Consider the following 11,473-nt stretch of genomic DNA (forward strand, 5'->3'; position numbering starts at 1 on the left):
CATGACAACTCTGACTATTTTCTTCTGCGGTACAGGTTCGACAAAGTTTGATAATGCACACGTTAACTATTGGAATGGGGAATTGGTGTCCACACTGGCCTCTCACCACAACGGGCGCGAGTTCGCCGACTGGATCGTGGTCGACGGCCCCGGCACCAGCAACCTGCAAGCCGATGAACTGTTCACCCAATCCAAGGACTACGGCCTCAGTGGCACCTTGTTCGGCAAGGGCTGGGAGGAAAACGTCCAGCACGCGATGAACATCATCAAAGGCCAATGTGACTGGCAGCGCGAACAACTGACCGAAGCGGAATACAACCGCCTCAAAGCCGCCGGCATTCCGATTGAAGATGTAAAAGTCGAAGGTTCCTGGCTGTGGCGTAAATATAACTATGGCGATCGCAGCGTCACGCAACAGAAGTTACAGGAGCAAATTATCAAAACCTTTCGCAAGGACGGTGTTATTCCAACAAAAGTCAATCTGGTGGGCTGGAGCCGCGGCGGTATCAGTTGTCATATGCTGGCCAATGCCATGTTCAACGACAGTGCACTGAAAAACATTCCAGTGAATATCTTTGCTATCGACCCGGTGCCGGGCATCGGTAACTTTCAGGAACACCGGGTAAAGCTCAATAGCAACGTAAAAGAATATGTGGGTTTCTATGCGCGGGATGAGCGCTCCAAGGGTTTCAGTTGCGTCATTCCACAAACCGCGACCGGCACCAAGACCAGCATCTTCCCCATGCCCGGCCGTCACGCCACCCTGGTCGGCAACGCCTCCGCCGACGGCAACAGTGGTCCAAAAGTGCTGGCCGAACCCGGCCTCATCGTCCGTCACTTTGCCGAGGTCTGCCTGAAACGCTGGGGCACCGTCCTCGACAAAAACCTCAACCTCACCGATGCCGACCTTCGCAACCACACTGCCGCCATCGTCAACGCGGCAGCGAAATACAAGGCCATGGAAAAGTGTTCCTACACCTGGTTCACCGAACTGGATCAAGGCGAACGCTACGTATCGCTGGGCAGCAAAGGCGTGCCGTTCTCGACGGTGAAAGGCGGGATCTACACCCCGGCGACCGGGTTGACGACGAGTGTGCTGGATGTTGAGGCGTATCGGGCGATTCGTTGAAAACCGTGATTGATCTGTAGGAACGGCCTGCCCGAATCTGCATCCCGTTCCTACAGGCAGTGGCGCCTTGTCTTCTATCGGCGCCTGTTAGCCCAAATCTATAGTTGTGAGCATCGCTACCCAATCAGCGATTCAGGTTTGGTCACCTGAAAAACAGAGATAACTGATGCATGCCCTTGTATGCTGCCGACCTATTTCTGTCGGCACGCTTTATGGCGGGCTGTGTTTGGGACGCTTCGGCGTACCGGGTTATCTCTGCCGGTTTGACCAACTTGAACACAGTCCGCCTCCACCGCTTGGTCACGGTAGCAGCGGTTCATTGATGCCTACAGAGATAGAAAAAATGAAATCATGGAACGAGCTCCACTCCGATCGCTACCGCCCACTCGACTCCAACCTCACCGACACCAAGCCCTTGGTCATCGACACAGAGGCCAACCCGCAAGACATCCTCGAATGCGCCGTCCAGCGCCTGCGCGCATCAAGCGACCTGCTGCAAACCCTCTACTGCCTCTGCTTCAAACACGCCGATGTTGAAGACATTCCGCACATCACCCACGCGCTCTACCTTCTCACCAAAGACGGCTATGACCTGCTCCAGGTCGCCCAGCAGCGAATGCTCAACTGGAAAGCGCCGGCCTGACGGACTCCTCGGGCAGGCGTGTTCATGGCTAGAACTGCCTGCCTCTATCTCGAACACTGACGCTGACATCTCCGGCGCAAAACTTAAGGATCAGAATTTTGCAAACTATTATTGATTGCGTACGATGGGAGCCATTGTTCAACCAAGGGCTTGCCTTCATGACCACTGAAACCATTGATCACAGCACTCTCACGCGGCTGTTTGAGAACGGTTCGATCAGTAGCGCACATATCGTCGCCAAACCGGGTGGCTGGTCGATTCAGATTCAGCAAGGAAGCAAAGAATACTCACTGACCGCACAACGCAGTGGCCAGGTACGTCTGTTCAAGCGGCTTGAAACACTGGTGACCTACCTGCAAGGAGTGGGCATCAATCACTTCGATGTGGACGCCTCCAGTTATGACCCTCTTCAGATAAAAACCTATGCCCGCCCTGATCGCGCCGAAGCGATGAAACAAGCTCATGAAGCAGCTGCGTATGAAGTATGGGTCAAGCAACAGGTACAAATCAGCATTGATGACCCAAGACCCAGCGTCAGCGATGAAGACGCTCGCAGGATATTTGCCGCCAAACGGGATGCCCTTCGTCAGCGAGCACGTTGATGAGGTTGGTCTGGCGCCAAGAAGCGCTGGATGACCGAGACAACATCATGGAGCGTATCGGCCAGGAAAATCCCGCTGCAGCGATTGAACTTGATGAGGCTTTCGAACTGAAAGGAGAAAGCGCTCGGCAGCACCCAGCCCTGTACCGAAAAGGTATCGCGGGAGGTACCCGCGAAATCGTCGTCACTCCAAACTACGTCATCATCTACACAGTCAAAGTTGATGTTGTGGAAGTGCTACGAGTGCTGCATACCAGACGGCAATGGCCATGATGGCTGGAGGGAAAATGCTTAGGAGTTCACGGCTCCTTAAGTAGCATTATTCTGGCTGTTTAACGCGGATTCTGCGGGAATAATGGCAGTTGATCTGACAATGAAGTCCAACCCATCACCCACAAAAAAGCCGCCCTCAACAGGCGGCTTTTTCATTCACCAGAACTAAGTCTTACAACTTAGGCCCGGCAGCCTTGATCGCGTCGCTCACTTCAAACTTCTTGAAGTTCTCGATGAACAGACCGGCCAGTGCTTTGGCAGCTTCGTCGTACGCAGCCTTGTCAGCCCAGGTGTTGCGTGGGTTGAGCAGGTTGGTTTCGACGCCCGGTACGGCCAGTGGCACGTCCAGGTTGATGGTGTCCAGGTGCTCAGTAGCTGCACCGATCAGCGCGCCGCTCTGAATCGCTGCGATCACCGCGCGGGTGGTCGGGATGTTGAAGCGTTTGCCGACGCCGTAGCCACCGCCAGTCCAGCCGGTGTTGACCAGGTAGACCTTGGAGCCGAAGCCGCGGATGCGCTTGATCAGCAGTTCAGCGTATTCGCCGGCCGGACGCGGGAAGAACGGTGCGCCGAAGCAGGTGGAGAAGGTCGACTTGATGCCGCTGCCCGAACCCATTTCGGTCGAGCCCACCAGTGCGGTGTAGCCGGACAGGAAGTGGTAGGCCGCTTGTTCTTCGTTGAGGATCGACACTGGCGGCAGCACGCCGGTCAGGTCGCAGGTCAGGAAGATCACAGCGTTCGGCTCGCCGCCCAGGTTCTTCTCGGAACGCTTGGCAACGTGCTCCAGCGGGTAGGCCGCGCGGCTGTTCTGGGTCAGGCTGACATCGGCGTAGTCGGCGTGCTTGGCATCGTCGATCACAACGTTTTCCAGCACCGCGCCGTGCTTGATGGCTTTCCAGATGACCGGCTCGTTCTTCTCGGACAAGTCGATGCACTTGGCGTAGCAGCCGCCTTCGATGTTGAAGACAACGCCTTCGCCCCAGCCGTGTTCGTCGTCACCGATCAGGTAACGGCTTTCGTCGGCGGACAGGGTGGTCTTGCCGGTGCCCGACAGACCGAAGAACAGGGTCACGTCACCGTCTTCGCCGATGTTGGCAGCGCAGTGCATTGGCAGCACGTCAGCGGCCGGCAGCAGGAAGTTCTGCACGGAGAACATGGCTTTCTTCATTTCACCGGCGTAACGCATGCCGGCGATCAGCACTTTCTTCTGGGCGAAGTTGATGATCACGCAACCGTCGGAGTTGGTGCCGTCACGCTCTGGCACGCACTCGAAGTTGGCGACGTTCAGCACTTGCCACTCTTCGCGACCGGCCGGGTTGTACTGGGCCGGGTTGATGAACAGGCAACGACCGAACAGGTTCTGCCAGGCAGTCTGGGTGGTCATTTTCACGGCCAGGTAGTGATCTTCGGCCGCGCCTACATGCACGTGGGAAACGAAATGCTCTTGCGCGTTGTTGAATGCTTCAACACGAGCCCACAGCGCGTCGAACTTGTCGGCCGGGAACTTGCGGTTGATCGGGCCCCAGGCGATGGCAGCCTGGGTGGAAGGCTCTTCAACGATGAAACGGTCGACTGGCGAACGGCCGGTGCGGTGACCGGTGCGAACAACCAGAGCGCCGGTATCGGCAAGCTCGCCTTCACCGCGGTTCAGGGCTTCTTTTACCAGATCATCAACACTCAGATCGGTGTACACGGCGTTATTGGCTTGCGTCATGAGGTTCCCCGTCGGCCAGTGGCCGAGTGTGCTCCAAACGTTTTGTAGTAGAAAGTCGTGCACTACTACCGCGAAAAAAGTGGGCCGGATTATGCCAGAAAAGCCCAAAAAGAGTAGGGCCCTCCCGTCGTAACGGCGTAATTCCGTCGTTGAGCAGTGAATTTACCTGCGCTGAACCGTTTTAGTGCCGGGTATCTGACGGCGTCTCGACGCCCGCGCCAGCGAACAATTGAGCGATATCTGCCGCGTCGAACAGGTAGCGCTGGTTGCAGAACTGGCAATCGATCTCGACTTGGCCACCTTGCTCGGCCACCAGCGCCTGCGCATCTTCCAGACCCAGGCTGACCAGTGCGTTACCCGAACGCTCGCGGGAGCAGCTGCAGTGGAAGCGCAGCTTCTGCACATCGAACAGACGAACCTGCTCCTCATGGTAGAGGCGGTGCAGGACCGTTTCGTTGTCCAGGCTCAACAGTTCATCAGCGGTCAGGGTGTTGCCCAGCGCGGTGATGTGCTGCCAGCTGGCGGCGCGTTCTTCTTCGTCTTTCAGGCGATCGGCCGGCAGTTGCTGCAGCAGCAGACCACGGGCACGACGGCCGTCGGCGCACAGCTTGAAGCGAGTGCCGACCTGCTGGGACATGACGAAATAGTTGGTGAAGCAGTCGGACAGGGTTTCGCCGTCGAGGTCGACGATGCCCTGGTAGCGCTGGCCGGCGATCGGGTCAACGGTCAAGGCCAGGACACCGTTCGGCATCAGGTCGCCGAGGGTCGCGTCGGCCGGGATCTGCTCGGCGTGATAGCGCGCCAGGCCGCGGATTTCGCGCTCGCTTGAGCACTCGATCATCAACAGCGGGATCGGGCCTTCGGAACGGGCCTGAAGAATCAGCAAGCCATCGAATTTCAGGGTGCCCACCAGCAACGAGGCGGCCGCCATCAGTTCGCCCAGCAATTGCGCAACCGGTTCCGGGTACGGGTGCTTGGCGAGCACTTCGGCGTAGCTGCGCTCCAGCGACACCAGTTCGCCGCGCGTGTCGCTGTCATCGAAGATGAAGCGTTGGGTGTAATCGGTATCGAGGAAATCGGTCATAGGTCTGGGTATCTGAATGTGATGACAAAATGGTTACAAAGAATGAAAATCCCGCGCTTCTGGCATCCTTTTTGATGCCGATGTTCAGCCACGGGAGGCATTTTATGAACAATCCGGGTTTGTTCCAATCAAGGTGGAACCTCGGCCGGCTGGTTCTGTGCAACGTTGTGCCATTGGCACTACTGGCTTTCTGGTTATGGCCTACAGGTCAGATGCTGTGTGTGATTTTCGACGAGTGGCTGTTCCGCTCACTCAACGCACCGCTGGCCAGCAACCCCATATGGCTCCACATCTGGGCAATTGCAAGTCTGCGACCGTTCGACATCGTCGTCGGCCTGATTCTGCTGACGCTGCTGATCAAGGGCGACTGGGTGTTCAGGGCGATTGACGTGCGCCGCGCCTTTTTCGGTTTTTTCTCGATCCTGCTGCTGATGGTGGTGATCCGCGCGCTGTTTTCCAAGTTCTCCGATCACATGGGCTGGCAGCACAGCAGCCCGTCGATGGTGCTCGAAGGTGCCGTGCATATCAGCGATTACTTCCCGCATCTGGAGAAGACCTGGGAGCTGAAGGATCGCTCGAGCCAGAGTTTCCCCGGTGACCACGCCTCGGTGCTGCTGATCTGGGCGCTGTTCATGGGCGTGTTCAGCCGTACGGCTGGTCAGTTTCTGGTGATCTGGGGCCTGGCACTGCTGTTCATGCTGCCGCGTCTGGTCGCCGGTGCTCATTGGGGCCAGGACGATTACATCGGCGGCATGCTGCTGGCGGTGTGGGCACTGGGCTGGGGTTACTACACGCCGTTTGCTTATCACGCGGCGAACTTCTGGTTGAAGGTCACGGCACCGGTTTTCCGGCTGCTGGGCAAACTGCCGGTGGTTTCGCGGATGAGTGTGGTGTCCGCGCAATAATCGAACATTGCTGAACAAAAAAGCGCAGCCGCCGGCGGGGTCTTGCACCCAGGCCGGCAGGCTGCGTTTTTTTATTCGCCGCTACTGTTCCCACGAAATTTAAACAGATCCCGACGCTGCTTCTTGCTCGGTTTACCGTCGGTGGTCACACCCAGAGCGCCTGCCTTGCGCATCGCCGCAGCCGCTTCACGCTTGGCAATGCTGGCCTCGGTCTCGGCATACAGCGTCTGCGCCTCAGGTGCTCCGCGACGCACGATCGACAGGGCCTGAACCACAACGGTCTTTTCGTCGAAGCCGGCGCGAATCTCGAATTCATCGCCAATGCGTGGTTCTTTGCCAGGCTTGCAGCGCTCTCCCCGACAATGCACCTTGCCACTCTCGATGGCGGCTTTGGCCAAGGCGCGAGTCTTGAAAAAACGCGCGGCCCACAGCCACTTATCGAGACGAACCTTGTCGTCCTCTTCGCTTTTTTGTGCCATATGAATTCCTCGTTCAGCCAGTAGTCGGAACTGTACTACCGATTCTGTCGGGCGCAAGAACTCGGCCCTCCAGATAAACTGTGATCTTCGCCGGTTCAACGGCATGGAGTGATCGAGTGACCAAATTTCCGTCTTCATTGACCTCGCCCAAATCCGGGTGCCTGGGCTGCCAGCAAAGCGAGCCGCTGGGCTTCGATTTTTCGTTCGCTTATCAGCCCATCGTGGATCTGCGTGACGAGTCGGTGTACGCCTACGAGGCACTGGTTCGTGGTGCGGCTGGTGAAGGCGCATTAACCGTGCTGGATCAGGTTACAGAAGATAACCGCTACCGTTTCGACCAGCTCTGCCGGACTCGCGCCATCGAAGGCGCGGCCGAACTTAATATGCAGACACACTTGTCGATCAACTTCATGCCCAACGCCGTCTATCGTCCAGAGTTATGCATTCGCAGCACCCTGGAGGCTGCCAGAAAACACAATTTCCCGATCGACCGGCTGATTTTCGAAACACTGGAAAGCGAGCACGTAGATAACTATCGCCATTTGACCAATATTCTGCGTGAATACCGCGAATTCGGCTTCAAGACGGCCATCGACGATTTCGGTGCCGGCTATTCGGGGCTCAATCTGCTGGCCGATTTCCAACCGGACCTGATCAAGCTCGATATGGCGCTGATCCGCGATATCGACCGTGACCGTGTTCGTCAGGCTATCGTTCGGGGGATTGTCACAATCTGTGCGGAGTTGGACGTTACAGTCATCGCCGAAGGCATAGAGAGTGCGGGTGAACGGGATTTCCTGGCGGACTGCGGAATATTTCTGATGCAGGGTTACTGGTTCGCCAGACCCGCATTCAAAGCGTTAGCCCAGGTGTCCCCTGAAGCGTGGACGCGTTAATCGTTGGTTTTTTCCATTGAAGACATTTGACCATTTGACCGTTATCGGTCTGCGCGAGTGGGTGGCGCTTCCGGATCTGGGAGTCGCCGGCCTTCGGGCAAAAATCGACACCGGCGCCAGCACCTCCAGCCTGCATGCCACCGACATCGAGCCGTTCGAACGCGACGGCGAGAAGTGGGTGCGCTTCACCGCGCACCTGGGCACCGTCGTGCAGTTGCGCCATCGGCGATGCGAAGCGCCGCTGGTCGCCCGCAAGACCATCAAGAGTTCCAATGGCCAGGCCCAGGTGCGCTACGTGATCAGCACCACCCTGGCCCTGGGTGATCGGGTCTGGCCGATCGAGTTCACCCTCGCCTGCCGCAAGTCCATGCGCTATCGCCTGTTGCTCGGTTCCAAAGCCCTGATCGATGGCCAGCTGGTGGTCAATCCGGGCATCAAATATGTACAAGACAAGCCGGTGTTCCCGGTATCTACCTCCTCCACAGGTGTTGCATGAAGATCGCTGTGCTGTCGCGGAACCCGCGTCTGTATTCCACCCGCCGTCTGGTCGAAGCCGGAACCGAACGCGGGCATGAAATGGTGGTGATCGACACCTTGCGCGCCTACATGAACATTGCCAGCCACAAGCCGCAGATCCACTACCGCGGCAAGCCGCTGGAAGGTTTCGATGCAGTGATCCCGCGGATCGGCGCGTCGGTGACGTTTTATGGCTGCGCGGTGTTGCGTCAGTTCGAAATGATGGGGGTGTTTCCGCTCAACGAATCGGTAGCCATCGCCCGTTCGCGGGACAAGCTGCGTTCGCTGCAGTTGCTGTCGCGCCGGGGCATCGGTTTGCCAGTGACCGGCTTCGCCCACTCGCCGGACGACATTCCCGATCTGATCGACATGGTCAACGGCGCGCCGCTGGTGATCAAAGTGCTCGAAGGCACCCAGGGCATCGGCGTGGTGCTGTGCGAAACCGCAACGGCTGCGGAGTCGGTGATCGAGGCGTTCATGGGCCTGAAGCAGAACATCATGGTGCAGGAATACATCAAGGAGGCTGGCGGCGCCGACATCCGCTGCTTCGTGGTCGGCGACAAGGTGATCGCGGCCATGAAGCGTCAGGCCAAGCCCGGCGAATTCCGCTCCAACCTGCACCGTGGCGGCAGTGCCAGCCTGATCAAGATCACTCCGGAAGAACGCATGACCGCGCTGCGTGCGGCAAAGGTCATGGGGCTGGCGGTGGCGGGTGTGGATATCCTGCGCTCCAACCACGGGCCGCTGGTGATGGAGGTGAACTCGTCACCGGGCCTGGAAGGGATCGAAACCACCACGGGCAAAAACGTGGCGGGGATCATCATCGAACACCTTGAGAAGAATGGCGGGCCGAACATGACCCGCACAAAAGGCAAGGGATAGGGGCACTGGGGAGCGGCGAGCTACGAGCTGCAAGCGGCGAGTGAAAGCAGCTTTGGCTTGTAGCTTGCCGCTTGCCGCTGCCGCTGCCGTTAAACGGCATCTCTTGGCAGCATCAACCCCAGCGGCAATCGAACCCGCGCCTCCAGCCCGCCACCGGAGCGGTTGCGCAGTTCAACATTGCCGCCGTGCATCGAAGCAATCCGCTTGACGATCGCCAGCCCCAGGCCGGTACCTTTTCCGCCCCGCGCCCGATCACCTCGGGTGAACGGGTTGAAAATCGCCTCAAGTTCCGACGGGGCGATTCCCGCCCCACGGTCCATTACGCTCAGCACCACGTACGGCGCACTCGTGTCCCCGGAGACATAGGCCGCGACGTCCACGCTGCCGCCGGCATGATTCAACGCGTTGCCAATCAGGTTGTTCAGCAAGCGCTTCATCGACACCCGACGCAGCGGGAACGGCTGGATCGGCTCCAGGCGCAGGCGCACTTTCTCTTCACTCTGGTTGTACGGTGCCGCGACTTCACGCACCAGATCACTTAGATCCACTTCCTCCACCGACTCGTCCCGACCATCACGAATGAACGCGAGGAACTGGTCGAGGATGGCGTCCATGTCTTCGATGTCGCGCACCATATCGTTGGTCAGATCCGTGCGGTCCCCCATCAACTCCAGCGACAGCCGCAAACGGGTCAGCGGCGTACGCAAGTCATGCGAGACCCCCGCCAGCATCAGCTCACGCTCGCGGCCGGCCTGCTCGACGTCTTCGGCCATCTGGTTGAAGGCGCGATAAACCTCGGCCATCTCGCTGGGGGTGTCACTGATCGGCAGGCGCACGCTGCGGCCCTGGCCGAGTTGCCGGGCGGCGTAGACCAGACGCTTCAACGGTTGGTTGAGCTGACTGACGAAAATCCACGCAGACGCCGTGGACAGCAGACCGATCGCCAGGAACCAGCCGAGCACGTTCCAGATTTTCTGGCCACGCAACGGGTGTGGATACAGTGGCACTTTCAGCCAGCCATCACCGAGGCTCGGCGCGCGAACCCATAAGGCCGGCGGTGAGTGCATGCGCAAGCGCACTTCGGTGTCGGCGCCCAGCTCCGCCTGCATCTGCCGCTGGTAGATTTCACTGTAGGGCCAATGTTGTTCGCCTTCCGGCACACCGGCGCCGACCACCCGGATCAAGGTCGCGGCATCGGCGATTTTCGCGCGGTTTTCTTCATCGGCGGCCCAGTAGGCACGCAGCGTCAGGGCGACGCCGTGGCTGTATTGGCGGTCCACCAGCACGTCCTCGTTCATCAACAGATAAACCAGGGTCAATGCCTTGGAAAACAATACGACGATGAGCACCAGCCACAGGGTGCGGGAGAAGAAACTTTGGGGGAACCAGACGGGGGTTTTCATGGATAACCGCTACACACTTGCAGGAGCGAGCAATGCTCGCATATTGCGGATTGCGAGTCTGCGCGGACGGCGTTTCCGACCGTCCCCCGCAGACTCGCTCCTACAAATCACCCATCACTTGGTGGAGTTGCCATCCGGCACGAACACATAACCAACACCCCAGACGGTCTGGATGTAACGCGGCTTGGACGGATCGGGTTCGATCATCCGGCGCAGACGGGAAATCTGCACGTCGATGGAACGCTCAAGGGCATCCCACTCACGGCCACGGGCCAGGTTCATCAGCTTGTCGCGGGTCAGCGGCTGACGGGCGTTCATCACCAAAGCCTTGAGTACCGCAAACTCACCGGTGGTGAGCATGTGCACTTCATCGCCGCGTTTGAGTTCGCGGGTGGCCAGGGAGAGCACGTAGTCGCCGAACGTGACGTTTTCTTCTTCACTGCCCGGCGCGCCCGGCACCGGTGCGGCCTGACGGCGCAACACGGCCTTGACGCGGGCCATCAGCTCGTCCGGGTTGAACGGTTTGGCCAGATAGTCGTCGGCGCCCAGTTCCAGGCCCTTGATACGACTCAGCTCGTCGCCCTTGGCGGTCAGCATGATGATCGGAATCTGATTGTTCGCGCCACGCAGGCGACGGCAAGCAGTCAGGCCGTCTTCGCCGGGCAGCATCAGGTCGAGGACGACCAGGTTGAACACTTCACGCGACAGCAGACGATCCATCTGCTCGGTGTTCGGTACGGCGCGGGCACGGTAGCCCTTGCTGACGAAAAAGCGTTCCAGCAGGCTGCTCAGCCCCGGATCGTCGTCAACGATGAGAATTTTTTCGCCTTCAGCAGTTTGTGCAGTGCTGCTCATTGGATGCTCCTTTTAGCTCGGCGCGCATTATGGCGTAGCTGCCGTTATACGCACCGTGTGCATTGTTAGCAGATTTTTCCTTCACTGCCAGAA

The 11,473-nt window shown here is 58.7% G+C and carries 13 protein-coding genes; 8 read left to right on the forward strand and 5 right to left on the reverse strand.

Annotated elements, in window-relative coordinates:
* Position 1: 1 nt before the first annotated feature.
* The 4 genes from CAF80_RS18705 to CAF80_RS18720 all read left to right on the forward strand — a co-directional run bounded on the left by CAF80_RS18705 (position 2) and on the right by CAF80_RS18720 (position 2,646).
* A complete protein-coding gene (locus CAF80_RS18705) occupies positions 2-1,129 on the forward strand; it encodes a hypothetical protein (protein ID WP_085667658.1) in 1,128 nt (375 codons plus the stop codon).
* Between the two features lie 343 nt (positions 1,130-1,472).
* Complete coding sequence (locus CAF80_RS18710) at positions 1,473-1,772, forward strand: hypothetical protein (protein WP_007952679.1); 300 nt, start codon at positions 1,473-1,475, stop codon at positions 1,770-1,772.
* A 158-nt stretch (positions 1,773-1,930) separates the two neighbouring features.
* Positions 1,931-2,374, forward strand: coding sequence for a hypothetical protein (locus tag CAF80_RS18715; protein WP_085667781.1), 444 nt, complete (start codon positions 1,931-1,933; stop codon positions 2,372-2,374).
* Positions 2,374-2,646 carry a type II toxin-antitoxin system RelE/ParE family toxin gene (locus CAF80_RS18720; RefSeq protein WP_074689455.1) on the forward strand — a complete coding sequence of 91 codons (273 nt, stop codon included), beginning with the start codon at positions 2,374-2,376 and terminating at the stop codon, positions 2,644-2,646. The genes CAF80_RS18715 and CAF80_RS18720 overlap by 1 nt, the downstream gene beginning before the upstream one ends.
* A 172-nt stretch (positions 2,647-2,818) precedes the next feature.
* Here the strand turns inward: CAF80_RS18720 and CAF80_RS18725 are convergent, their stop codons facing one another.
* Positions 2,819-4,360, reverse strand: coding sequence for a phosphoenolpyruvate carboxykinase (locus CAF80_RS18725; protein WP_064382748.1), 1,542 nt, complete (start codon positions 4,358-4,360; stop codon positions 2,819-2,821).
* A 181-nt stretch (positions 4,361-4,541) separates the two neighbouring features.
* Positions 4,542-5,444: an Hsp33 family molecular chaperone HslO gene (hslO, locus tag CAF80_RS18730; protein WP_011331968.1), complete on the reverse strand. Its 903-nt coding sequence runs from the start codon at positions 5,442-5,444 to the stop codon at positions 4,542-4,544.
* A 104-nt stretch (positions 5,445-5,548) separates the two neighbouring features.
* On the opposite strand from hslO, the gene CAF80_RS18735 reads away from it, so the two are divergent.
* The gene (locus tag CAF80_RS18735; RefSeq protein WP_064592738.1) at positions 5,549-6,349 is read left to right on the forward strand and encodes a phosphatase PAP2 family protein; all 801 of its coding nucleotides are present in this window, start codon (positions 5,549-5,551) and stop codon (positions 6,347-6,349) included.
* A gap of 71 nt (positions 6,350-6,420) precedes the next feature.
* Here the strand turns inward: CAF80_RS18735 and CAF80_RS18740 are convergent, their stop codons facing one another.
* Positions 6,421-6,828 (reverse strand): RNA-binding S4 domain-containing protein, encoded by a 408-nt coding sequence (locus CAF80_RS18740; protein WP_011331966.1) that lies wholly within the window; start codon positions 6,826-6,828, stop codon positions 6,421-6,423.
* 116 nt (positions 6,829-6,944) lie between these two features.
* Here CAF80_RS18740 and CAF80_RS18745 point away from each other — a divergent pair, with 116 nt between their 5' ends.
* The 3 genes from CAF80_RS18745 to rimK are packed head-to-tail and all read left to right on the forward strand — an operon-like array spanning position 6,945 to position 9,122.
* Complete coding sequence (locus CAF80_RS18745; RefSeq protein WP_007952688.1) at positions 6,945-7,724, forward strand: EAL domain-containing protein; 780 nt, start codon at positions 6,945-6,947, stop codon at positions 7,722-7,724.
* 49 nt (positions 7,725-7,773) lie between these two features.
* On the forward strand, positions 7,774-8,220 hold the full coding sequence (locus CAF80_RS18750; RefSeq protein ID WP_170844915.1) for an ATP-dependent zinc protease: 447 nt from the start codon (positions 7,774-7,776) through the stop codon (positions 8,218-8,220).
* The gene (rimK, locus tag CAF80_RS18755; RefSeq protein ID WP_007949201.1) at positions 8,217-9,122 is read left to right on the forward strand and encodes a 30S ribosomal protein S6--L-glutamate ligase; all 906 of its coding nucleotides are present in this window, start codon (positions 8,217-8,219) and stop codon (positions 9,120-9,122) included. The genes CAF80_RS18750 and rimK overlap by 4 nt, the downstream gene beginning before the upstream one ends.
* Before the next feature lie 89 nt (positions 9,123-9,211).
* Here rimK and CAF80_RS18760 read toward each other — a convergent pair whose 3' ends face one another.
* Complete coding sequence (locus CAF80_RS18760) at positions 9,212-10,525, reverse strand: ATP-binding protein (protein ID WP_039764576.1); 1,314 nt, start codon at positions 10,523-10,525, stop codon at positions 9,212-9,214.
* A gap of 114 nt (positions 10,526-10,639) precedes the next feature.
* On the reverse strand, positions 10,640-11,380 hold the full coding sequence (gene ompR, locus CAF80_RS18765; protein WP_007952694.1) for a two-component system response regulator OmpR: 741 nt from the start codon (positions 11,378-11,380) through the stop codon (positions 10,640-10,642).
* Between the last annotated feature and the right edge of the window lie 93 nt (positions 11,381-11,473).

It is taken from the genome of Pseudomonas sp. B34(2017) (assembly GCF_002112915.1).
In the GTDB taxonomy this organism is placed as follows: Bacteria; Pseudomonadota; Gammaproteobacteria; order Pseudomonadales; family Pseudomonadaceae; genus Aquipseudomonas; species Aquipseudomonas pharyngis.